Origin of the sequence: Sphingobium sp. TCM1, from assembly GCF_001650725.1 — a bacterium.
Classification (GTDB): Bacteria; Pseudomonadota; Alphaproteobacteria; order Sphingomonadales; family Sphingomonadaceae; genus Sphingobium.
The window spans coordinates 41,198-61,904 of the sequence record NZ_LXVX01000006.1; the positions used below are offsets into that span (position 1 = coordinate 41,198).

General features: G+C 64.6%; 23 protein-coding genes. 10 read left to right on the forward strand and 13 right to left on the reverse strand.

Annotated elements, in window-relative coordinates:
• Nucleotides 1–64: 64 nt before the first annotated feature.
• Complete coding sequence (gene greA, locus A7Q26_RS06225; RefSeq protein WP_066858219.1) at nt 65–541, forward strand: transcription elongation factor GreA; 477 nt, start codon at nt 65–67, stop codon at nt 539–541.
• A 26-nt stretch (nt 542–567) separates the two neighbouring features.
• The gene (locus A7Q26_RS06230; RefSeq protein ID WP_066858222.1) at nt 568–1,206 is read left to right on the forward strand and encodes a rhomboid family intramembrane serine protease; all 639 of its coding nucleotides are present in this window, start codon (nt 568–570) and stop codon (nt 1,204–1,206) included.
• 126 nt (nt 1,207–1,332) lie between these two features.
• Here the strand turns inward: A7Q26_RS06230 and A7Q26_RS06235 are convergent, their stop codons facing one another.
• The 5 genes from A7Q26_RS06235 to A7Q26_RS06255 all read right to left on the reverse strand — a co-directional run bounded on the left by A7Q26_RS06235 (nt 1,333) and on the right by A7Q26_RS06255 (nt 3,644).
• A complete protein-coding gene (locus tag A7Q26_RS06235; RefSeq protein WP_066858225.1) occupies nt 1,333–1,554 on the reverse strand; it encodes a DUF4170 domain-containing protein in 222 nt (73 codons plus the stop codon).
• 105 nt (nt 1,555–1,659) lie between these two features.
• The gene (locus A7Q26_RS06240) at nt 1,660–2,235 is read right to left on the reverse strand and encodes a DUF883 family protein (protein WP_066858386.1); all 576 of its coding nucleotides are present in this window, start codon (nt 2,233–2,235) and stop codon (nt 1,660–1,662) included.
• The gene (locus tag A7Q26_RS06245) at nt 2,228–2,551 is read right to left on the reverse strand and encodes a hypothetical protein (protein WP_066858228.1); all 324 of its coding nucleotides are present in this window, start codon (nt 2,549–2,551) and stop codon (nt 2,228–2,230) included. The genes A7Q26_RS06240 and A7Q26_RS06245 overlap by 8 nt, the downstream gene beginning before the upstream one ends.
• On the reverse strand, nt 2,548–2,937 hold the full coding sequence (locus A7Q26_RS06250) for a hypothetical protein (RefSeq protein WP_066858232.1): 390 nt from the start codon (nt 2,935–2,937) through the stop codon (nt 2,548–2,550). The genes A7Q26_RS06245 and A7Q26_RS06250 overlap by 4 nt, the downstream gene beginning before the upstream one ends.
• An 83-nt stretch (nt 2,938–3,020) precedes the next feature.
• A complete protein-coding gene (locus A7Q26_RS06255; protein ID WP_066858234.1) occupies nt 3,021–3,644 on the reverse strand; it encodes a hypothetical protein in 624 nt (207 codons plus the stop codon).
• Between the two features lie 225 nt (nt 3,645–3,869).
• Between A7Q26_RS06255 and eno the strand changes: the two genes are divergently transcribed.
• The 4 genes from eno to A7Q26_RS06275 all read left to right on the forward strand — a co-directional run bounded on the left by eno (nt 3,870) and on the right by A7Q26_RS06275 (nt 8,210).
• On the forward strand, nt 3,870–5,144 hold the full coding sequence (gene eno / locus A7Q26_RS06260; protein ID WP_066858237.1) for a phosphopyruvate hydratase: 1,275 nt from the start codon (nt 3,870–3,872) through the stop codon (nt 5,142–5,144).
• 91 nt (nt 5,145–5,235) lie between these two features.
• Nucleotides 5,236–5,547, forward strand: coding sequence for an FtsB family cell division protein (locus A7Q26_RS06265; protein ID WP_066858239.1), 312 nt, complete (start codon nt 5,236–5,238; stop codon nt 5,545–5,547).
• Nucleotides 5,548–5,775: 228 nt separating this feature from the next.
• Complete coding sequence (gene pdhA / locus A7Q26_RS06270; RefSeq protein ID WP_066858242.1) at nt 5,776–6,849, forward strand: pyruvate dehydrogenase (acetyl-transferring) E1 component subunit alpha; 1,074 nt, start codon at nt 5,776–5,778, stop codon at nt 6,847–6,849.
• Nucleotides 6,849–8,210 (forward strand): pyruvate dehydrogenase complex E1 component subunit beta, encoded by a 1,362-nt coding sequence (locus tag A7Q26_RS06275; RefSeq protein ID WP_066858245.1) that lies wholly within the window; start codon nt 6,849–6,851, stop codon nt 8,208–8,210. The genes pdhA and A7Q26_RS06275 overlap by 1 nt, the downstream gene beginning before the upstream one ends.
• A 102-nt stretch (nt 8,211–8,312) precedes the next feature.
• On the opposite strand, the gene A7Q26_RS06280 is transcribed toward A7Q26_RS06275, so the two are convergent.
• The 3 genes from A7Q26_RS06280 to A7Q26_RS06290 are packed head-to-tail and all read right to left on the reverse strand — an operon-like array spanning nt 8,313 to nt 11,439.
• Nucleotides 8,313–8,972 (reverse strand): TadE/TadG family type IV pilus assembly protein, encoded by a 660-nt coding sequence (locus tag A7Q26_RS06280; RefSeq protein ID WP_066858248.1) that lies wholly within the window; start codon nt 8,970–8,972, stop codon nt 8,313–8,315.
• On the reverse strand, nt 8,972–9,553 hold the full coding sequence (locus A7Q26_RS06285; protein ID WP_066858251.1) for a TadE/TadG family type IV pilus assembly protein: 582 nt from the start codon (nt 9,551–9,553) through the stop codon (nt 8,972–8,974). The genes A7Q26_RS06280 and A7Q26_RS06285 overlap by 1 nt, the downstream gene beginning before the upstream one ends.
• A gap of 8 nt (nt 9,554–9,561) precedes the next feature.
• A complete protein-coding gene (locus tag A7Q26_RS06290; RefSeq protein ID WP_232313701.1) occupies nt 9,562–11,439 on the reverse strand; it encodes a pilus assembly protein TadG-related protein in 1,878 nt (625 codons plus the stop codon).
• A 222-nt stretch (nt 11,440–11,661) separates the two neighbouring features.
• On the opposite strand from A7Q26_RS06290, the gene A7Q26_RS06295 reads away from it, so the two are divergent.
• The gene (locus A7Q26_RS06295) at nt 11,662–12,333 is read left to right on the forward strand and encodes a hypothetical protein (RefSeq protein ID WP_066858257.1); all 672 of its coding nucleotides are present in this window, start codon (nt 11,662–11,664) and stop codon (nt 12,331–12,333) included.
• 44 nt (nt 12,334–12,377) lie between these two features.
• Nucleotides 12,378–12,842: an EF-hand domain-containing protein gene (locus tag A7Q26_RS06300; RefSeq protein ID WP_066858260.1), complete on the forward strand. Its 465-nt coding sequence runs from the start codon at nt 12,378–12,380 to the stop codon at nt 12,840–12,842.
• Between the two features lie 13 nt (nt 12,843–12,855).
• Here A7Q26_RS06300 and trmFO read toward each other — a convergent pair whose 3' ends face one another.
• Together trmFO and A7Q26_RS06310 are read right to left on the reverse strand one after the other, a co-directional pair.
• Nucleotides 12,856–14,199 carry a methylenetetrahydrofolate--tRNA-(uracil(54)-C(5))-methyltransferase (FADH(2)-oxidizing) TrmFO gene (gene trmFO / locus A7Q26_RS06305; protein WP_066858263.1) on the reverse strand — a complete coding sequence of 448 codons (1,344 nt, stop codon included), beginning with the start codon at nt 14,197–14,199 and terminating at the stop codon, nt 12,856–12,858.
• Between the two features lie 112 nt (nt 14,200–14,311).
• A complete protein-coding gene (locus A7Q26_RS06310) occupies nt 14,312–15,892 on the reverse strand; it encodes a hypothetical protein (RefSeq protein WP_157102470.1) in 1,581 nt (526 codons plus the stop codon).
• 221 nt (nt 15,893–16,113) lie between these two features.
• On the opposite strand from A7Q26_RS06310, the gene A7Q26_RS06315 reads away from it, so the two are divergent.
• The gene (locus A7Q26_RS06315) at nt 16,114–16,656 is read left to right on the forward strand and encodes a superoxide dismutase family protein (RefSeq protein ID WP_066858265.1); all 543 of its coding nucleotides are present in this window, start codon (nt 16,114–16,116) and stop codon (nt 16,654–16,656) included.
• Nucleotides 16,657–16,668: 12 nt separating this feature from the next.
• On the opposite strand, the gene thpR is transcribed toward A7Q26_RS06315, so the two are convergent.
• Nucleotides 16,669–17,241 carry an RNA 2',3'-cyclic phosphodiesterase gene (gene thpR, locus A7Q26_RS06320; RefSeq protein ID WP_066858268.1) on the reverse strand — a complete coding sequence of 191 codons (573 nt, stop codon included), beginning with the start codon at nt 17,239–17,241 and terminating at the stop codon, nt 16,669–16,671.
• A 122-nt stretch (nt 17,242–17,363) separates the two neighbouring features.
• On the opposite strand from thpR, the gene A7Q26_RS06325 reads away from it, so the two are divergent.
• Nucleotides 17,364–18,113, forward strand: coding sequence for a Bax inhibitor-1/YccA family protein (locus A7Q26_RS06325; protein WP_066858393.1), 750 nt, complete (start codon nt 17,364–17,366; stop codon nt 18,111–18,113).
• 122 nt (nt 18,114–18,235) lie between these two features.
• Here the strand turns inward: A7Q26_RS06325 and A7Q26_RS06330 are convergent, their stop codons facing one another.
• On the reverse strand, nt 18,236–18,865 hold the full coding sequence (locus A7Q26_RS06330) for a glutathione S-transferase family protein (RefSeq protein WP_066858396.1): 630 nt from the start codon (nt 18,863–18,865) through the stop codon (nt 18,236–18,238).
• Between the two features lie 479 nt (nt 18,866–19,344).
• Entirely contained in the window at nt 19,345–20,649 is a 1,305-nt protein-coding gene (locus A7Q26_RS06335) for a sensor histidine kinase (protein ID WP_066858271.1), read from the reverse strand.
• Nucleotides 20,650–20,707: the final 58 nt, after the last annotated feature.

The following is a 20,707-nucleotide window of genomic DNA, read 5'->3' on the forward strand; positions in this document are numbered from 1 at the left end:
CACGCTGCGGGCGGCCCCATGGTCGGGGCCGCCAAAGGGAAGTTTTGACGAAGGATTTGCAATAATGGCGACCGTCGAGAAGATGCCGATGCTGCAGATGGGCTATGACAAGCTCAACGCGCAGCTCCGCGAGCTGAAGGCCGAGCGCCCTCTGATCGTGGACGCCATCGAAGAAGCGCGCGCGCACGGCGATTTGTCCGAAAACGCCGAATATCATGCCGCCAAGGAGCGGCAGGGCCAGGTCGAGGCGACAATCAACGATCTGGAAGACAAGCTGTCGCGCGCGCAGATCATCGATCCGACAACCCTGTCGGGCGACAAGATCGTGTTCGGCGCGACCGTGACGCTGCTGGACGAGGACGACAAGCCGATCCAGTATCAGATCGTCGGCCAGGCCGAGGCCGACGCCAAGGCGGGCATGATAAGCTATAACAGCCCGCTGGGCCGTGCGCTGATCGGCCGCGAGGTCGGCGACGAGGTCGAAGTGTCGGTTCCGTCGGGCGACAAATTCTACCTGGTCGACAAAATCCAGTTCATCTGAACGCCGTGCGATTGCCCGCAGGCCGGATGACCAACGGGATCGCGGCGACCAGCGTCGCCGCCTTCCTGCTGCTGCTGCTGACGGACCGCGTCGGCGACGCCGCGATCATCGGCGGCTTCATCCCCGCGCGGGTCGATGATTCGGCACTGCTGGCGGGCATGGCGGCGGTGCCCGTCTGGCTGACTCCGCTCAGTTGCACGCTGCTTCATGCGGGCTGGCTCCACATTGGCTTCAACATGCTGATGCTGCTCTTTTGCGGGCGGCAGGTTGAGCATGTGCTGGGCTGGGGCGGGACATTGGCGCTTTATGTCGTGGGCGCCTATGCCGCCTGCCTTGTCCAATGGGCGGTGGACCCGGCCTCGACCAATCCGATGATCGGTGCAAGCGGTGCGATCTCCGCGATCCTCGCCACCTATTCGCTGCTCTACAGCCAGCAACAGGTGCGCCGGGTGGGGCCGATTTCGGCCAATCTGGTGCGGGTACTGTGGCTGGCGGCCGGCTGGATCGCGATCCAGCTGATGATCGGCGTGGCGACGTCCGGGGGCTTTGGCGATCTGGGTCAGATCGCGATCGCCGCGCATATTGGCGGCTTCCTCGCTGGACTGGCGATGACCCGCCCGCTGCTGCGCTGGCGCTTCCGGAAAAAGCCGCGCGTGGTGAATTGACGGACCGCTTTGTCTTTGCTCGTCCGGGCTGAGCCTGTCGAAGCCTCGATCTGCTTCGAACGAGGTACGTCATGCGTTTGACGCTTCGACAAGCTCAGGCGGACGGAATGTGAATACCCCTGTGGATCAGGCGCCCGGCAGTTCCGGCTCCAGCAGGCGGTGCAGGTGCACGATCACATAGCGCATTTCCGCGTCGTCCACGGTGCGCTGGGCGGCCCCGCGCCAGGCCTTTTCGGCCGAGGCATAATCGGGAAACACGCCGACCAGATCGACCGTGCTCAGATCCTGAAATTCAAGCGTCTGCGGGTCGGTGACGCGACCACCCATCACCAGATGCATCTTGCTCATGGTTTTATATTTTCTCCTTTGGCTGATAGCGGGGCTTTAGCATCGCGTCCGCAATCAGCCAAGGAGGGCAGGGCTGCGCTTCGATTGCGTTTGCCGCAATCGCGATTAGTTTTTCGGCAATCGTGCCTTGATCGCGCTGCTGATCGCATCCACCCTCGCGGCGACCAGCGCCGCGACATCATCGGCGAGCCTGGACGCCTTGGCCGGCAGTTCGGACGCGGCGACGCTGTCCTTCGCGGTCGACGCGGCGTCGCCGGCGGCGTGCAGCGCCGTGCTTGCGCCGTGCCGGACCGTTTCGGCGCCTTCCGCCGCAGCGGCGCGTGCGGCGACGGCAGCCTCGACGACCTTTGCTCCGGCCGTAGCGGCAAGGCCCGGCAGCGCCTTCATCGCGCGGCGGCTCTTGGGGAACATCCAGGCGATCAGAGCGCCAGCGGCGACTGCGCCCGCCACCGCGATGACCGGATGGTCCTGCACGATCTGGTTGGCGCGGGTGGCGGCACGCTGCGTCTTGTCGCGCGCGTCGGCATAGGCGTCGGTCGCCTTGTCACGGCCGGTCTGGATCAGTTCGCCGGCGCCCTCGCGCGCCTTTTCGGTGGTGTCCCTGATCCGGTCTGTCGCCGTGATCGCGGCATCGTTCGCTGCTTCGCGGACGCGGGTAATCTGGGCGCGGATATCAGCCATCATCATTCTCCGAAAGGTCGGTGTCCTTGTTCCTGAAGCGAACGTACAGCCGGCCGAAAAGTGCCGCCAGCGGGCGACGCGCGAGGAAAAGGCCGAAGGCGGCGGCCGCTGCGCCGATTGCGACGGGGCGTTGCTGCACCTTCGCGGCGGCATAGGCGGCGCCGTCGAGCGCGGTCGATGTCAGCTTGCTCACGGCGTCCCGTTTCAGCCGGGCAGGGGCAATCCGCGTGGCGGCGGCCTGCGCGCTTTGGGCCAGCCGGGCGCGTTGTTCTTCAGCGCGGGCACTGGCTGCCCGATAGGCTGCTTCGGGCGTCATGGCGCGATCGCTTTCTTCATGCGGGTAACGCAGCCCCTGGCCAGCAACAGCAGGATGATGGCGAGCAGCAGCCCGCCGCCGACCACCGCCGCCGTCGCGCCGAGCGGGCCGAGGCGTGCCTGGAGCGAGAGGATGATTCCGACCAGCAGGGCGACGATGCTGGCGAAGCTGAGGATGAAGGCGACGACGGCCAGGATCGCCGCGTTGCGTAATGCCGTCGCGACGATTCCGGCCCGCAGCTTCTGCCGGTGGGCTTCGGCGGCGGCATAGGCGCGCGCATCGGCATAGAAGCGCGCGAAGGCTTCGCGCACGGATTCCTCCTGCGCGGCCTCTTCGGCCACGTCGGTGTGCGGCGTGACCGCCGTTTCCGCTGACTGCTCAATCAAAACGACTCTCCGCCCGGTGTCGCGGGCCTGTGGGTGGGGCGATCAGGCGCCACATTCGGCCCGATCGCTCAGGCCCCAATGCTTCAAGCCTTGTCGTCCGACCCCTTGGCGAGGCGCATCAGCACATAGCCGACCACCGCTGCGGCGCCGATGGCGACGGCAGGACTCTTGCGCACGAAATCGCGGGCTTCGTCCATCAGCTGGTCGACATCCTTGCTTTCCAGCTTGTCGGCGGCGCCCGCCACCTGTTCGGCGGCCTGTCGCGCATAGTCGCCATATTGCGGGCCGAGCTTGGCATCGACCGTGCCGGCCGTGTCGGAAATCAGCTTGGCCAGGCTCTGCATGGCCGTGCCGGTCTTGTCCTTCGCCACGCCTGCGGCCGACTTGGCGGTCTTGCCCGCCTGCTCCTTGATCGGGTCGATATGGGCTTTCCAATCGACCGCGTTGATCTTGTCGGCGGCGGAACGGGCGGCCTTTTCAGCCTGTTCCTTGAGCGGCGCGATCTGCGCGCTCCAGCCATGGGCGGCCGCGCCATTACCTGGCGCCTTGGCTGTCGGCGCCTTGCGGGTCGCAGCCGTCTTGACCGGCGCGGCCTTCACCGGCGTCGCGGCGGTCGTCGTCGCCTTGACCGGCTTCGCCTTGACGGGCTTGGCCGCCGGCGTTTTCTTCGCGCGCTTGACGGGCGGTGTTTCCGGTGTGTCGGCCATCGTCCTCAGTCTCCCTTTCATGTCCAGCATGGCGGCCGCGCGAACGCGGCGGGGTCATGCTTCTAATGCTTTGCGGCGGCCTACAGTTCCGTTGCCGTTACATTTTGAGCATCGGCATTTTTTCGCGTCGTGCAAGCCCCCGCATTGCCAAGGCGGGAGGCGCTGGCTAAGCGGGGCGCGAAATAGCCGCCCGGCCGCCATGGGGCCATTTATCAGGGAGCGATCATGACCGCTATTCTCGACATCCACGCCCGCCAGATCCTCGACAGTCGGGGCAATCCCACCGTCGAAGTCGACGTCATGCTGGAAGATGGCAGCTTCGGCCGTGCCGCAGTGCCATCGGGCGCATCGACCGGCGCCTATGAGGCGGTCGAGAAGCGCGACGGCGACAAGAGCAAATATCTGGGCAAGGGCGTGCTGGCCGCGGTCGCGGCGGTCAATGACGAGATTGCCGAGCAGATCATCGGCCTCGACGCCGAGGATCAGGCCGAGGTCGACGCCGCGATGATCGCGCTGGACGGCACCGAGAACAAGTCGCGACTGGGTGCCAACGCGATCCTGGGCGTGTCGCTCGCCACGGCCAAGGCGGCCGCCGACGCGCGCGGCCTGCCGCTCTACCGCTATGTTGGCGGCGTGTCGGCCCATGTCCTGCCGGTGCCGATGATGAACATCATCAACGGCGGCGAACATGCCGACAATCCGATCGACTTCCAGGAATTCATGATCATGCCCGTCGGTGCGGAAAGCATTGCCGACGCCGTGCGGATCGGGTCGGAAATCTTCCACACGCTCAAGAAGGGCCTGCACGACAAGGGGCTGGCCACCTCGGTCGGCGACGAGGGCGGCTTTGCCCCCAACATCGCCTCGACCCGCGACGCGCTCGACTTCATCATGCTGTCGGTCGAGAAGGCCGGATACAAGCCGGGCGACGATGTCGTGCTGGCGCTGGACTGCGCCGCGACCGAATTCTTCAAGAACGGCAAATATGAGATTTCGGGCGAAGGCCTGTCCTTGTCGCCGGTCGAGATGGCCGACTATCTCGCCGCGCTGTGCGCCGACTATCCGATCAAGTCGATCGAGGACGGCATGAGCGAGGATGATTTCGAGGGCTGGAAGGCGCTGACCGACAAGATCGGGGGCAAGGTCCAACTGGTCGGCGACGACCTGTTCGTCACCAACCCGGCGCGCCTGGCGATGGGCATCGGCAAGGGGCTGGCCAACTCGCTGCTGGTCAAGGTTAACCAGATCGGTACGCTGACGGAGACGCTGGCGGCCGTCGATCTGGCGCACCGGTCGCGCTATACCGCCGTCATGTCGCACCGGTCGGGCGAAACCGAGGACGCGACCATCGCCGACCTCGCCGTCGCGACCAACTGCGGCCAGATCAAGACCGGCTCGCTCGCCCGTTCGGACCGGCTTGCCAAATATAACCAGCTGATCCGCATCGAGGAAGAACTGGGCGACATCGCCGTCTATGCGGGGCGTTCCATCTTCCGCTAAATCCCGGCCCCGAAGGGCGAAATTGATCGGCCGGTCGCAAGTTGGTGATTTTTCACTTGCGGCCGGCCTTTTGCTGTGATTCCACTAGCCCATGGCGCATATCGCGAAACTTCGACTGCTGCTGGCATCCGCCTTTGGTCCCGCGATCGCGCTGCTCTTGCTGCTGTCCTTCGCGGGCTATGTCGTGCTGGGGTCGAACGGCGTCCTGGCGTGGGGCGATTACACCCGCCAGCTGCGCGCCGCGCAGGCGGAGCTGAAAAAGACCCAGGCGGCCCGCGCCGAACTGCGCAACCGGGTCGACCTGCTCGATCCGCGCCGGGTGGACCCCGATCTTTCGGACGAACTGATCCGCCGCCAGCTGGGCGTGATTCACCATGACGAGGTGATCGTCCCGCTCAACTGACCCTTCGCGGGCAGGGGTGGCGCAAGGATTTTGCGCCGGAAATGCCGTCCTGGTAATTTTGCTGCGAGCTGATCCGGGCGGCATATGCGCAGGCCATTCAGACTCATCAGTTTTCGGTGGCAGCTATTGGTTTTGCCCGGATTCCGTGGGGTCCGCCGTTGCAATTTATGCAACTCTGCCGCTATATCGGGCTTCCTTCCATCCTACCCACGCAAAAGGATAAGAGCCTTGGCGAAACCAACGACGCCGCGTGCTTCGAGTGCAAAGGCAAAGGCCGCAGCGCCCGCCGGAGCGGACCATAATCGGCCGCGCCCCGAAACTCCCACCGACTACAAGGCCAGCAAGGAAGAGCTGCTGGAATTCTACCGGCAGATGGTTCTGATCCGCCGTTTCGAGGAAAAGGCAGGCCAGTTGTACGGCCTGGGCCTGATCGGTGGCTTCTGCCACCTCTATATCGGCCAGGAAGCGGTCGCGGTCGGCATCCAGTCGGCGCTCAAGCCCGGCAAGGACAGCGTTATCACCGGCTATCGCGACCATGGCCACATGCTGGCCTATGGCATCGATCCCAATGTCATCATGGCCGAACTGACCGGCCGTGAAGCCGGCATCTCGCGTGGCAAGGGCGGTTCGATGCACATGTTCAGCGTCGAGCATAAATTCTACGGCGGCCACGGCATCGTCGGCGCGCAGGTGTCGCTGGGCGCGGGGCTGGGCTTCGCGCACAAATATAATGGCGACGGCGGCGTCTGCGTCGCCTATTTCGGCGACGGCGCGGCCAACCAAGGCCAGGTCTATGAATCGTTCAACATGGCCGAGCTGTGGAAGCTGCCGATCATCTTCGTGATCGAGAACAACCAGTACGCCATGGGCACCAGCGTCAACCGCGCCTCGTCGGAGGACCAGCTCTATCGTCGCGGCGAAAGCTTCCGTATCCCCGGCCTCCAGGTCGACGGCATGGACGTGCTGGCGGTGCGCGGCGCGACCGAGGAAGCGCTGAAGTGGGTGCAGGGCGGCAATGGCCCGATCCTGCTGGAAATGAAGACCTATCGCTATCGCGGCCATTCCATGTCCGACCCGGCCAAGTACCGGTCGCGCGAGGAAGTGCAGTCGATGCGCGAAAAGTCCGACCCGATCGAGGGCGTGAAGAAATATCTGCTCGAAGCTGGCGTATCGGAGGACGAGATCAAGGTCATCGACCAGGATATTCGCAAGATCGTCGCGGAAGCGGCCGATTTCGCGGAAACATCGCCTGAACCGGAAATGTCCGAACTCTATACCGACGTGCTGGTGGAGCAATATTGATGGGTATCGCAATCAAGATGCCGGCGCTCTCGCCGACGATGGAAGAGGGCACGCTGGCCAAGTGGCTGGTCAAGGAAGGCGATGACGTGAAGTCGGGTGACATCCTGGCCGAGATCGAGACCGACAAGGCGACGATGGAATTCGAGGCCGTGGACGAGGGAAAGATCGGCAAGATCGTCATCGCCGAGGGCACCGAGGGCGTGAAGGTCGGCACCGTGATCGCCGAGATGGCGGGCGAGGGCGGGGAAGCCGCCGCCGCGCCGGCGCCCAAGGCCGAAGCTGCGCCCGAAGCGCCGAAGAAGGCCGAGAGCGGCACGGCCAAGCCGGCGGTCGAGGCCAAGGCGACCGTGCAGGATCCCGCGATCCCGGAAGGCACCGAATTCGTCAAGACGACCGTTCGTGAAGCGCTGCGCGACGCGATGGCGGAAGAAATGCGCAAGGACGAGCGCGTTTTCGTCATGGGTGAGGAAGTCGCCGAATATCAGGGTGCCTACAAGGTCACGCAGGGCCTGCTGGACGAGTTCGGCGCCAAGCGCGTGATCGACACGCCGATCACCGAATATGGCTTTGCCGGCATCGGCGCGGGCGCGGCGATGGGCGGCCTGCGTCCGGTCATCGAGTTCATGACGTTCAACTTCGCCATGCAGGCGATCGACCACATCATCAACTCGGCGGCCAAGACCAACTACATGTCCGGTGGCCAGATGCGCTGCCCCATCGTGTTCCGCGGTCCCAACGGCGCGGCCAGCCGCGTCGGCGCGCAGCATAGCCAGAATTACGGCCCCTGGTATGCCGCCGTCCCCGGCCTGATCGTCATCGCGCCCTACGACGCGGCCGACGCCAAGGGGCTGCTCAAGGCCGCGATCCGCTCCAACGACCCGGTCGTGTTCCTGGAAAACGAACTGGTCTATGGCCGCAGCTTCGACGTGCCCAAGCTGGATGACTATGTCCTGCCGATCGGCAAGGCGCGGATCATGAAGCCGGGCAAGGACGTGACCCTCGTCAGCTACTCGATCGGCGTGGGCATCGCCCTGGAAGCGGCCGAGACGCTGGCGGCCGAGGGCATCGACGCCGAAGTGATCGACCTGCGCACGCTGCGCCCGCTCGACACCGCGACCGTGTTGGAAAGCCTGAAGAAGACCAACCGCCTGGTTGTGGTGGAAGAAGGCTGGCCGGTCTGCTCGATCGCGTCGGAAATCGCCGCGGTCGTCATGGAGCAGGGCTTCGACGATCTCGACGCGCCGGTGCTGCGCGTGACCAACGAGGATGTGCCGCTGCCCTATGCCGCCAACCTCGAAAAGGCGGCGCTGATCGATGCTGCCCGCGTGGTCGCGGCAGCGAAAAAGGTCTGCTACAAATAAGACGCGAAAGGGCGGTTCCGGCGGAGCCGCCCTTTTTCGATCAGGGCATCATGCGCGAAAGCGGGAGCCGGCTGTGCGCGGGCAGGATGCGGGGACCGGGAATCAGGTGCAGAGCGCCGTGGCCGATGCCGCCAGATTGCCGGCATTCTTGATCGCTTGGTCGGTCCGTTCGCGCACGTTGAAGGCGCTCGAATAGCGAATGACCTTGGTGCCGAAGATCGCACTGCTGACCAGCGGCTGATAATTATAAGCCACCTCCACGAACATTACTGCGGTGCCGCTCGCTGCCTTGACCTTGGTTGTCGCGGTCGTGCCTGGCCCCATGCCATCCTTCATGCTGCCATCGGTCTTGCCGTCATTGGTCACGCCATAGCTGGAGGTGAAGACGCCATTACCCCAGCAGCGCTGCCAGCGAATATATTGCCCTTCATTCGATCCGGTCAGACCATTAGGTTCGAGGTCCGACAGGATGATGCGGCCATTGGCCTTGAGCTTGAGCGAGTCCGAAGACAGTTCGGCGCCGGTCATCAATTCGTTGACGTCGGCTTCGTCGATCGACGTTCGCACCCGTGCGGCATTGTCCGCGACCATCATCGCGATCTGGCTGAGGCGCAGATGGGCCAGCGCCAGATTCGCGGCTTCCAGCCCCGCCATGCACAGCACGACCAAAACGGGCAGCGAAAAAGCGAACTCGATCAGCGCAAGGCCGCGATCGTTTCGGCGCAAGCGGGTGAGAAAGCGGCGGAGGGCAAGTGCGGTCATCAGCAGCGGATCGTGGGTTTGGACTGGTTGGCCCATGGCTGATTTCGGACCATGGTGGTTGCTGTTGTCGACTGTGTGGCGCTCCATCCAAGCAGCTTGGCCATGGGGAACATGCGCGGCATCGATACCGTCACTTCATAATAGACAATATCGTCAGCGGATCCCAGGCCCGTGCTCCCGGAACTGGTGTCATAGCTGCCATTGCCGTTGGCGTCCTCATAACAGTCGCCTGAATTATAGCTGCCCAGCGGCGCGATGTCGGTCGTGATCTTCTCAGGCTTGCCCACGCGAGAGAAGTTGTAATAGCTCTTCTTGACCACCGAGGTCGTGCCGTTCTTGGAATTGATCGCCGACATCTGGTTCGCGATATAGGCGTCGATCTCGGTCGCGTTGAGCGTACCCACCGAGGCGGAACGCGCGGCCCCCTCCAGCACGCCGCGGGCCACGGCGCGGAGATAGGATTGATATGCAAGGTCGCCGATCCCCATGATCGTGAGGATGAGCGCCGGCGCGATCAGGCCGAACTCCAGCAGCGTGACCCCGCGCCTCTCGTCGCGCAGGCGGGCCAGGAAGCGCGCCATCCCTCTGATCATTGCGAGAGCCTCAGTCCACCGATATTCTTGGCGATGTCCTTGAACTTCTGGCTGAGCGACGCCGCTGTATAGGCCATGGTCCAATGGTTGGAGGAGGTAGCGCAACTTTGCAGCGGAGCCTGGATGTCGCCCTCGGCCTGATTGCGGAAGCCGATGACCCAGATGGTGATGCCTTTACCCTTGATGGCATTGCACAGCATTTCCAGACGGCGGTTGTGAATGGCGGTCAGGTCGGTGTCGCTGGCTGTGGTCGCTGCGACACGGCCATCCAGCAACTGATAGCCATAGGCGCCATACACCCCCTGATAGGCGCTCATATCGCCGTCGGTCATGAAGACGATATGGCGCGAGATATTGAAGCCATTGGGTGCGCTGCTGTTGTCTGTGGCGAAGATGCCGGTAGGTGAGAGGAAGCGCGCACCCCAGATCATGCCGATGTCATGATAGGTGCCGCCTACCGCGATCAGCCCGTCGACATAGCTGTTGAAGCTGCTCGCCATTCCCGCCGGGGTTGTCGTTCGATCGGCATAGCTTGCGAGCCTGCGCGACTGGCTGGGACAGGCGTTCCAGCCGCCGTCGATACGGGTTTGCGAGTTGAGATAGCTGCCGCCGCGTGTGAATTCGACCTGGGGCCAATGGGGGCGCCATCGGGTGTTCGTATCGGTCGCAGCCTCATCTATGTTAAGATCATGTGCATTGGTCGGGATGGATGCGGTCGATGTGGTGGCCGTAATGGCGTTGTCGGTTGATCGTTCTTCGATGCAGCCCGACCATGTCACCGTAGAAGGGACGGCGTTGCCGTTCACGTCGTTAGGCGTGCTGGCATAATAGGCGGGGTTGGTGATTGCGTTGCCCGCTATGTAGCTGGAAACGGGGAAAGCATAGGTGCCATATTCCATCTTATATTCGGACCATCCCGTTTGGGCAGTGTAGCCACTGTTGTGGGTCGTGGTCGTTTCACGTCGCACACAGGAGCGCGATGTCGAGCCTGAGGATGGAACGGGCGAAGTTCCGTTGTAAGTTTCTGGGCTATATGTGATTTTCGTGACGGTGTTCGGCACGGTCCCGCTCAAGGCGGCTGCGGTGTTCCCCCAATTGTAACATTGGGTTTGGGTCCGATTTGTGCCGCTGTCGCTTTCGGCCGTAGCAAGCGATGTCCTGCAATTGTTGTTATTATACTTCCGATAGCAGACGCTCGTGGTCAGTGCTGTATTGTTGTAGTAGGTCATCCGGCGCGAATTATAGTTCCATGTCTCGCCGCTCGTAGCGCCCACCAAGGCCGTCGTGGGCAATTGATAACCCACATTGACGGTCGAACTGTAGGGCATGAAGCCGTAGCGAATGCGGCCGGTGCTGTCCGCACCCGCGCCCAACGTGTCGTAGAAATCCTTGACCGCCTGCTTGAGCGCGGCAAGGCGCGTGGTGTTGCCGCCATTGCCGTCGCTGATCGACTGAGCCATCGAGCCAGTGGTGTCGAGAACCAACATGACATCGGTATTGCCGATATCGAAGCGGGATTCGCAGCTCACGGACAGGTTGAGCGTCGTATAATTGAATATCTTCATCACCGTGGTCGGGATGGTGGTTGTCGCCGACACCTGGACCGTGGTGGTTTCACCGGGTTTGCTCTGGATGGTAGGTGTGAATGTCGCCGCCTGGAACGTTCCCTGCGGAAAGTTGAAGTCGAAGAATTTCTTGGCTTCGGCTATATTTTCCGTGGTCATGGATGATGTCGTCATCGCCCTGCGCCCCGCCAGTGCCGCAGCGTCGCACGCCTGTTGCATCCGGGATCGGGCCATATAGGCGCGACTCATGTCCAGCCCGCCGCCGATCAGCGCCGCGAGCGGAATGATCGCTGCCGCGACAATCGCCATGGTATTGCCTGCCTGGTTGCGGAGCAGCCGCGCCAGAAAGCCTGTGTCTTGTTTGTTCCGCTTGCCCATTTGTCCGCAATCACCCATGTCGCGCCCGACACCCCCCACGTCCGGGCTGGGCAGCATTTCCGCCTATGCAGGCGCACTCGTTAGAATGTGTATGAGGAAGATGGTTAAAGGACTGATAACCGGCAGGACGCGCAGCGCGTGGGGAGTCTCGCGATGAGCGAAGCGGACGAAGGGCTCCCTCCGCTCGCGCTGCTGCTGGCCGCTCATGCCGGCGCGCGGGCGCAGCGGCATCGGGCGATCTGGGCGTTTGACGGGCGGCTGGCGAAGGTCGCGCGCACGACGAGCGATCGCGCCATCGGCCAGATGCGGCTGGCCTGGTGGAATGACGTGATCGAGGACGTGGACGCGCGCAAGGGGCGTGGCGAGCCGGTCGTGGACGCGATGCGCGCCTCCGGCGCTATGGCCGCGCCGGGGCTGGTGGCGATGATCGACGGCTGGGAAGTGCTGGTGGTCGAGCCGGAGATCGACGCCGATGGCCTGCGCGACTATGCGGTCGGGCGCGGCGGGGGGCTGTTCCGGGCGTTGGCGGAGATGGGGGCCGATGCGGCTGATGCGCCGGAATGGCTGGTCGCGGCGGGGCAGGTCTGGGCGCTCTGGGATCTGGCCGGGCATGTCGATGATCCGGCGCTGGCCGACGCGGCGCTGGCGATGGCGCGCGATCTGCTGCCGCAGGTTGACGGCGGGCGATGGCCGCGCGGGTGGAAGCCGCTGCGGATCGCCTTCACCCTGGCGCGACAGGACGTGCTGGCGGGGCGGGGCGCGCCGGCGGGGATGCCGCGCGCGCTGGCGTGGCGGCTGCTGCGGATCGCGCTTGTCGGGCGCTAGGCGAAAAGGATAGGCTGTCTGCTGCGAAGCTGAAGGGGGCAGGCATGGGGCGAATGCTGGCGGGGGGCATGGCGGCGCTGCTGCTGGTGGCGGGCGGGCTGTTCTGGTGGCAGGGACGCGCGGACACGGCGCCGACGCCGCAACTGGCGGTGGCCCCACCGCCGCCGCCTGCGGTCGAGAGTCTGCCCGAGGGCGATCCCGATGCGGTCGGCGACGCACCGCCCATGCCCGGCGAGGCCAGCCCGCAGAACCGCGAACAGAAGCGCTTTGCCCGTTACGATCGCAATCGCGACGGCGTCATCACCCGCGTCGAGATGCTGGGCAGCCGCACCAGGGCGTTCAAGGCGCTGGACAGCGATGGCGACAACCTGTTGTCCTTCAAGGAATGGGCGGTGGCGACGGCTGACCGCTTCGGCGCGGCGGATGGCGACAAGGACGGCAGGCTGACCCCGGCGGAGTTCGCGACGACGGCGCCGAAACGCGCGGCGAAGCAGAGGTGCAGATGCTAACGGGGTGGGAAGGTCAGACCAGCGCCATCTCGCCCATCCAAGCGCCAAAGGAAGCGCGGGCGCGCGCGGTATAGGCTTCCTTGCGCTGCTTCTTCTTTACGTCGTCCAGCGTCGGGAACAGGCCGAAATTGACGTTCATCGGCTGATAGTCCGCCGTCGCCACATTGCCCGTCACATGGCCGAGCAGCGCGCCCAGGGCGGTGTCGGCAGGTGGCGGAGTCAGCGCTCGGCCCAGCAGTTCGGCCGCCGCGAAGCGCCCCGCGATCAGGCCGATGGCAGCGCTCTCGACATAGCCCTCGCAGCCCGTCATCTGCCCGGCGAAGCGGATATGGGGCGCGCTCTTCAGACGCAGCGTGGGATCGAGCAGCTTGGGCGACTGGATGAAGGTATTGCGGTGCAGCCCGCCCAGCCGCGCGAACTCGGCCTTTTCCAGGCCGGGGATGGTGCGGAACAGTTCGACCTGCGCGCCATGTTTCAGCTTGGTCTGGAAACCAACCATGTTCCACAGCGTGCCGCTGGCATTGTCCTGCCGCAACTGGACCACGGCATAGGGCCAGCGGCCGGTTTTCGGATTGTCGAGGCCCATGGGCTTCATCGGCCCGTGGCGCAATGTTTCCGGCCCGCGCGATGCCATCACCTCGATCGGCATACAGCCCTCGAAATAGGGAGTGCTCGCCTCCCATTCCTTGAACTCGGTCTTTTCGCCGTCGATCAGCCCCTGGACGAAGGCCTGATACTGGTCCTTGTCCATCGGGCAGTTGATATAATCCTTCCCCTCGCCGCCGCCGGGGCCGATCTTGTCCCAGCGATTGGCCATCCAGCACTGGTCCATGTCGATGCTGTCATAATGGACGACCGGGGCGATCGCGTCGAAGAAGGCGAGATGCTCCATCCCCGCCGCCTGGCCGATGCTCTGGGCGAGCGCGGCGGCGGTCAGCGGGCCGGTCGCGACAATCGTCATGCCTTCGCCGGGCAGCGCGTCGATCCGCTCGCGCACGATCTCGACATTGGGATGGTCGGCCAGCGCGCGCGTGACGCCGCCGGAAAAGACGTGGCGATCGACCGCCAGCGCCGATCCGGCGGGTACCTTGGCCGGTTCCGCCTGCGCCATGATGAGCGAGTCCAGTCGCCGCATTTCCTGGTGCAGCAGGCCCACCGCATTCTTGTCGGCATCGTCCGAGCGGAAGCTGTTGGAGCAGACCAGTTCGGCAAGGCCGTCTGTCTGGTGCGCCGGGGTCATGTCGCCCGCGCCCCGCATTTCGGAAAGGCGGACGCGGATGCCGGCCTGCGCCAGTTGCCAGGCGGCTTCCGATCCGGCGAGGCCGCCGCCGATGATATGGACCTGATGAATGGACATGGTTCGCCTGACTTCGCACTGTATCGCAGATGGGGTGATGGCGCTCGCCAGTGGGCCATCTTGTCGTGAGAGGCAAGGAATATAGGGCAGGCGGGGGCGGTGGCGCAGCCGTCTAGCGGCACGCGATATTGTTTGCGCGCTCCATGGTGATGAAGCTGATCGTGCGCGGGGCGAATATCGACCGTCCCGCAGGGTGGCTCGCGCCATTCATCGGAGGCAGTTTGTCCCCGGCGCCCAGTTGCAATAATGTTCCGTTGAGACGGAGACTTGAAGAGGAGTGATCGGGTTCGGACAGCGTGTAGCGCATCCCGGCGAGCGGGAGGTCCAGGATCGTCTCTTCCCGGCTACTGTTGTTGATGACCAGCAGCGCAACGGCGCCACGACCGCCGGAGGCGCAATGGGCGTAGACATGTGCGCCTTCACGCAGCGGGACGCCGGAATCCAGGACCGTCGCCCCCATCAACCGGCGCCAGAGCAGGGCTGCCCAGTAATTGGCCTTTGGGGTGAGATCCGCAGGTTCCAGTAACGCGTAATCACTGGCGGCGAGCGTGTTATGCATGGCGACCTGGACGCCCACTCTGGCCAGCCGGCCGAGTTGGTCCAGATAGCGGAAGCTGTCGACGAAGCGCCCGCTCCATGGATTGCCGCCGCAGGCCGCGTCGGCGCCCTCGGTCAGCCAGATCGGCTTGCCCGGTGCATGGACGTCGCGCAGAGCCGCATAATAGGCATGGGTCGCGCTGGTCCGCGCCAGCCATTCCTCCGACAACGCCTGATCGATGCCGGTCTGTGGCAGGCGGGCCGATGCGCAGCGCTGGGAGGCGGCACCATAATGATGATAGGAAAAGGCATCGATGCCAGGGCCGGACGCCGCCAACAATGCGTCGGTTGCGATGGAGCCTGGAATGTGGGGCGGCATACCCCAGGGCGCGGGCGTTTCCGTCGCTGAGCCGGGGCCAAGCAGGATCATGTCCGGCGCCTCGCGGTCGACCAGGCGTTTGAACAGGCGGAAATCGCGGCCATAGGCGGCGGCGTCATAGCCCTTTGGCGCGCCGCTCATGCCGGCCATGGACGGTTCGTTCATGAACTCCGCGGCGGCGATGCTGCCCCCGGCCCTGCGCGTGTAGGCCAGCCAGCGGCGCGCCTGTGCGTCGGTCCAGACGCCATCGGCATCGCGCACGCCGGCGCTGATGGCGAAGGATGTGACGATCCTTGCATCCACAGCTTGCGCGAAACGGATGACGTTGCGCCATTGGGTCGGCGTCAACACCCCTTTGAAACCGTCGGGCGTCCGCGCAAGCGGCCTGTCGTCACCAGCGAAATAAATGCTGTTCGCCCAAGTGCCGCTGACTCGCAGATAGGCCGGCCCCAGCGCTTTGGCGAGGGTGATGAGGCGCGGGCTGGAAAGGTCGATAGGGGGTCGATATTGATAGGCTGAGGGATCGATTCCGGCATGGCCGGCGTCAACCCGGCCTGTCGCGTCGACCTTGCTGCCATAAGGTTTCCAGAAAGCGCCGCCGATCACCTCCAGCATTTCGATGTTATAGGATTGAAAGCGCGGGTCGACGGACGCGATGCGCGGCATATGGGCTGGATCAAGCCTCTGCGGTCCGATTGCGAGCCCATCCGCGCCCTCTCCAGGCGCGACCATGGCAGTGGCTCCGAGCATGGCGCAGGCCGCAAGGATATATTTCATCGTCCATCTCCTAAGCGGGTCGGGACATTCAGCAGTCTGTTCAAAGCGTCAAATATTGAATTCTGGGGCATCCATAGTTTGGGACTATGCCTGACCACCGGCAACCGAAAGGGACGCCCGCGTGACAAATGGATTCGGATCGGCAACAAAAGCCTGTCTGCCGCGTTCGCGCAGAAGATTTTGCGCGCGGAGCTTTCTCGCGCCCTTTCCGGAGATTATCCATGAAGATCACGCCCATCCTGCTCGCCGTGCCGCTTGGTTTTGCCATGTCGGCTTGCGCCACCGCTTCCCCGGATGCGGCCGCGCCCGCCGCGCCCACGGCCCGCGCCAGCCTGGCGGCTGGTGACGGCAGCGCGCGGGGGCAGGCAATGGTGACCGAGGCGGCGGACGGGCTGCATGTCGTGGTCAAGGCGCAGGGCGTGACGCCGGGCATCCACGCCGTGCATATCCACACCACCGGTACCTGCACCGGGCCCGACTTCACCAGCGCGGGCGGTCACTGGAACCCGGCCGGGCGGCAGCATGGCAAGGACAATCCCGCTGGTATGCATATGGGCGACATGCCCAACATGGTCGCCGGGTCGGACGGCGCGGGCGAACTGGAATATGTGGTCGCGCATGGCAGCATCCAGGGCGGCGCGACCCCGCTGCTCGATGCCGATGGCGCGGCTGTGGTGATCCATGCCCAGGCCGATGACAACAAGACCGACCCGACCGGTAATGCCGGCGGCCGGGTCGCCTGCGGCGTGCTCAAGGTGGGCTGATCGCGCGGCCGATCAGGCGGGGGCGACCGGGCCTCCGCCTCCAAATTCGTCCTCAAATTCTCCATAGTCGGCCACGGCCTCGTATCGGGCGCCGCCATGGCCGATCCGGCTTTCGAACAGGCTAAAGCCGGTGATCGGAAAGGGCGGGCTGGCGAGAGCGGCATGGGCGGCCAGAAAGGCGTCCACCATGCCGCCCGCGCGGCCGAACCGCGCCAGGGTGATATGGGGCAGATAGGCGCGACCCTCGGGCGCCAGGCCGGCGGAGACGCAGGCCCGGTCGATCTTCCGGTGCAGTTGCGCCAGCGGATCGCGCGGCTGGACGCCGGCCCAGAGCGTGTCCGCCACGCCCTTGCGGTCGAAGCTGCCGACGCCCGACAGGCTGATGTCGAAGGGCGCGAAACGGATCGCGGCCAGCGCATCGGCAATGTCGTTGGCCTGGTGCCGCTCGACTTCCCCGATGAAGCGCAGGGTCAGGTGCAACTGGTCGTCATCCTGCCAGCGCGCGCCGGGCACGCCCGCCATCAGTGACAGCAGAAGGGAACGGATCGGTGCGGGCGGGCGGATGGCCACGAACAGACGGTGCATGGCGCCAATATAGGGACAAGCCGGTGCTGTGCCACGCATTGATCGGTTTGACTTGAAGTCGGGCGTGGAAGCGCCGATAATAGGAAGGCTGGCGATGAGTGCCGGTGAAGGAGATGATTTTCATGGCCAACTGGTCCGACCCCCGTCCCGGCACAGAGGCCGGCATTCCGGGCTTTGGCGGCACCACCGCCGCGCGCGGCGAGGCGTTCGACGCCGGGCTGCGCCGCTACATGCTGTCGGTCTATAATTATATGGCGAGCGGCGTGCTGCTGACGGGCATCGTCGCGCTGCTGTTCGCGTCGAGCGGGCTTGCCTATCAGATACTCGCCGGCCCCGGCATACTGAAATATGTCATCATGTTCGCGCCGCTGGCGTTCGTGATGGTGATGAGCTTCGGCATCAACCGCCTGTCGACGGTGACGATGCAGGCGCTGTTCTGGGCTTATGCTGCGGTGATGGGTCTGTCGCTCTCGTCGATCTTCCTGGTCTATACCGGCACGTCGATCGCGCAGACCTTCTTCGCGACCGCCGCCGCCTTCGCGGGCCTCAGTCTCTGGGGCTACACGACGAAGAAGGATCTTTCGGGTTTCGGCACCTTCCTGATCATGGGCCTGGTCGGCCTTTTCATCGCGATGCTGATCAACCTGTTCCTGAAGTCGAGCGCGATGGACCTGGTCATCAGCTGCCTTGGCGTGCTGCTGTTCGCAGGCCTCACCGCCTATGACACGCAGAAGATCAAGAGCATCTACGCCCATGTCGCGGGTACGGACATGATGGGCAAGTCGGTGGTGATGGGGGCGCTGAACCTCTATCTCGACTTCATCAACATGTTCCTGTTCCTGCTGCGCTTCATGGGCGGCAACCGCGACTGATCGGCGCGGTTAGGCGGATTAGGGAAGGCCCGGTGGAGCGATCCACCGGGCCTTTTTGTCATGTGCATTGCGCCGACCGCTCTTCGTTTCGAGCATAGTCGGGAAACGGCGACGCGGCGGCATCAGTCCTGCTTCTGCATCTCCGCGATCAGCGCGCCGTCAATGTCTTTCTGGCGCTGGTAGGCTGGGCGGGCGCGGAGCCTTTCGGCATAGGCGGTATAGGCGGGGCGAGCAGGCATGGTGCCGAAGGCGAGGCCCCAGTCGATCTGTGACCCGACATAGACGTCGGCAGCCGTAAATTGGTCTCCGCAAATCCAGGCGTCGCCCGATACGGCTTGTTCAAGTGTGTCCAGCACTGCGTCGAGCGATCCATAGCCGGCGGCGCGCTCGCGCCCCTCGGGCAGGACGAAGCCCATCGCCCTGTTGGTGACGGCGGCCTCCACCGGGCCGGCGGCGAAGAAGAGCCAGCGGTAATAAGCGTGGCGATCGGCAGGGGGCGGGGCCAGACCGGCGCCGGGGAAGGCGTCCGCCAGATAGGCGCAGATGGCGGCGCATTCGGTCACGACGCGCCCCTGATGGACGATTGCGGGAACCTTGCCCATCGGATTGATCGTAAGATAGTCGGCGGCCTTCATCGTAGTCCCATAGTCGAGGATGACGGTTTCATAGACTTCGCCGACCTCTTCCAGCATCCAGCGGGCGATCTGCCCGCGCGACATGGGATTGGTGTAGAAGACGAGATCGAGGGACATGGGCAGGCTCTCCTGAATCGAGTGGGCGAAGGGTGCCGCATGGATGCGGTCGGCGCTATCCTGTTCCGCCATGCAAGCCGTCGGTCTGGGACGAAATGGCCCGCTTACGCCATCCCTCACCGCTCGACAGGCTGGTTAGAGCATTTTCCAATCAGGTGGAATCACCTGATGACTCGGAAAATGCGGCAAACCAAAAACTTAGAGCGGTCGATCCGGTGCAGCCGGATGGGAAACCGCTCTAAAGTCTCCATGAGGCTGTGGACTGGCAAGGCTCCGCGTTGGCAACCTATCTCAAAATGCCCCCCTATGCCTCGAATTCGGGCCTGCGATGCCACCCTGAAATGACGGGCGCCGGCGGGAACCGTATAAGCCGTTGTGTAATGGTGGCTTCAGCTTGTGACGGATTGGCCAGTTCCGTGCATCATGAACCGATCTTCCCGCGTGCAGACAGGTAATGCCACGGTAGCGCTGCCGTCCGATCAAGCCGACGGCAGTCGCAGCCTTACCAGCAGGCCGCCCAGATCCTCGCTTTCCTCCAGGGCGACGGTGCCGCCATAGATTTCGGCCACGTCGCGGACGATGGCGAGGCCGAGGCCGGTGCCGGGCTTGCCGGAATCGAGGCGCACGCCGCGGTCGAAGATGCGGACGCGGTCGGCCTCCGGTATGCCCATGCCGTCATCCTCGACCAGGATTTCGACCATGCCGGCCGCGCGGCCGACCGTCGCGAAGACGCTGCCGCCGCCATATTTGGCCGCGTTCTCGATCAGGTTGCCGAGCATTTCGTCGAGATCCTGCCGCTCGACGCGCACGGCAGCCTCCTTGTCGCCGTCCATGTCGACGCGCGCTTCGGGATAGAGGCGCTGCACCGCGCGCTCCACGGCGGTCAGGCTGGCCCAGACTTCCGCGCGGCTGTGTGCCGCGCCGCGCCGCCCCACCGCGCGGGCGCGGGCGAGATGATGGTCGACCTGTCGCCGCATCGTCGTCGCCTCGCGGATCACCGTTTCGCCCAGGTCGGGCGAGCGGGCGGTGGCGGCGTTCATGATGACGGTGAGCGGGGTCTTGAGCGCATGGGCGAGGTTGCCCGCATGGGTGCGGGCTTCCTCCGCCTGGCGTTCATTATGGGCGAGCAGGGCGTTGAGTTCCTCGACCATGGGCAGCACTTCGGCGGGCATGGGTTCGGTCACGCGATTCTTCTCGCCCCCTCGCATCCGGATGATTTCCAGCCGTACCTTGCGCAGCGGACGCAGGCCATAGATGGTCTGGAGCGTGGCGAGCACGAACAGGCCGAGCGCGAGCAGGGTGAAGCTCTTGAAGAGGGTGGAGCGGAGCGTCCTGATCTGCCCGTCCAGCCCCTCGCGCGCCTGCGCGACCATGAACATCCAGCGCGCGTTCGAGCCGGGCAGGATGACGGTGCGTTCCATGATGCGCAGATCCTCGCCCGGAAACTGCTTGCTGTCATAGACATGGAGATGGCGGTCATGATGTTCCGGCGGCACCTTGAGCGCGCGGTCCCAGAGCGAGCGCGAGCGCCAGTCCTCATGCCCCTTGGCGCTGATCTGGTAATAGAGGCCGCTATTGGGTTCGAGAAAGCGCTGGTCGGCGAGTTCGCGGTTGAACAGCACCTCGCCGTCCGGACCGATTTCCGACGCGGCGATCATCGCGGTCAGCACATAGTTCATGCCGTCGTCGAAATTGCGGGTGATCGCATCCGCCAGCACCCGGTCCAGCGCCACGCCGCCGCCGATCAGCAGCACGCTGATCCACAGAGCCGCGATGCCGATCATCCGCCGGCTGATCGAGCCGGTGGAGCGGACGGGTGGAGGGGACTGGAGGTCGGTCATG

What these genes read in the sequence shown, in the direction of transcription:
- greA (WP_066858219.1), top strand. Translation starts at nt 65, where the DNA reads ATGGCGACCGTCGAGAAGATGCCGATGCTGCAGATGGGCTATGACAAG.
- A7Q26_RS06230 (WP_066858222.1), top strand. Translation starts at nt 568, where the DNA reads ATGACCAACGGGATCGCGGCGACCAGCGTCGCCGCCTTCCTGCTGCTG.
- A7Q26_RS06235 (WP_066858225.1), bottom strand. Translation starts at nt 1,554, where the DNA reads ATGAGCAAGATGCATCTGGTGATGGGTGGTCGCGTCACCGACCCGCAG.
- A7Q26_RS06240 (WP_066858386.1), bottom strand. Translation starts at nt 2,235, where the DNA reads ATGGCTGATATCCGCGCCCAGATTACCCGCGTCCGCGAAGCAGCGAAC.
- A7Q26_RS06245 (WP_066858228.1), bottom strand. Translation starts at nt 2,551, where the DNA reads ATGACGCCCGAAGCAGCCTATCGGGCAGCCAGTGCCCGCGCTGAAGAA.
- A7Q26_RS06255 (WP_066858234.1), bottom strand. Translation starts at nt 3,644, where the DNA reads ATGGCCGACACACCGGAAACACCGCCCGTCAAGCGCGCGAAGAAAACG.
- eno (WP_066858237.1), top strand. Translation starts at nt 3,870, where the DNA reads ATGACCGCTATTCTCGACATCCACGCCCGCCAGATCCTCGACAGTCGG.
- A7Q26_RS06265 (WP_066858239.1), top strand. Translation starts at nt 5,236, where the DNA reads ATGGCGCATATCGCGAAACTTCGACTGCTGCTGGCATCCGCCTTTGGT.
- A7Q26_RS06275 (WP_066858245.1), top strand. Translation starts at nt 6,849, where the DNA reads ATGGGTATCGCAATCAAGATGCCGGCGCTCTCGCCGACGATGGAAGAG.
- A7Q26_RS06280 (WP_066858248.1), bottom strand. Translation starts at nt 8,972, where the DNA reads ATGACCGCACTTGCCCTCCGCCGCTTTCTCACCCGCTTGCGCCGAAAC.
- A7Q26_RS06285 (WP_066858251.1), bottom strand. Translation starts at nt 9,553, where the DNA reads ATGGCGCGCTTCCTGGCCCGCCTGCGCGACGAGAGGCGCGGGGTCACG.
- A7Q26_RS06290 (WP_232313701.1), bottom strand. Translation starts at nt 11,439, where the DNA reads ATGGCGATTGTCGCGGCAGCGATCATTCCGCTCGCGGCGCTGATCGGC.
- A7Q26_RS06295 (WP_066858257.1), top strand. Translation starts at nt 11,662, where the DNA reads ATGAGCGAAGCGGACGAAGGGCTCCCTCCGCTCGCGCTGCTGCTGGCC.
- A7Q26_RS06300 (WP_066858260.1), top strand. Translation starts at nt 12,378, where the DNA reads ATGGGGCGAATGCTGGCGGGGGGCATGGCGGCGCTGCTGCTGGTGGCG.
- trmFO (WP_066858263.1), bottom strand. Translation starts at nt 14,199, where the DNA reads ATGTCCATTCATCAGGTCCATATCATCGGCGGCGGCCTCGCCGGATCG.
- A7Q26_RS06310 (WP_157102470.1), bottom strand. Translation starts at nt 15,892, where the DNA reads ATGAAATATATCCTTGCGGCCTGCGCCATGCTCGGAGCCACTGCCATG.
- A7Q26_RS06315 (WP_066858265.1), top strand. Translation starts at nt 16,114, where the DNA reads ATGAAGATCACGCCCATCCTGCTCGCCGTGCCGCTTGGTTTTGCCATG.
- thpR (WP_066858268.1), bottom strand. Translation starts at nt 17,241, where the DNA reads ATGCACCGTCTGTTCGTGGCCATCCGCCCGCCCGCACCGATCCGTTCC.
- A7Q26_RS06325 (WP_066858393.1), top strand. Translation starts at nt 17,364, where the DNA reads ATGGCCAACTGGTCCGACCCCCGTCCCGGCACAGAGGCCGGCATTCCG.
- A7Q26_RS06330 (WP_066858396.1), bottom strand. Translation starts at nt 18,865, where the DNA reads ATGTCCCTCGATCTCGTCTTCTACACCAATCCCATGTCGCGCGGGCAG.
- A7Q26_RS06335 (WP_066858271.1), bottom strand. Translation starts at nt 20,649, where the DNA reads ATGATCGGCATCGCGGCTCTGTGGATCAGCGTGCTGCTGATCGGCGGC.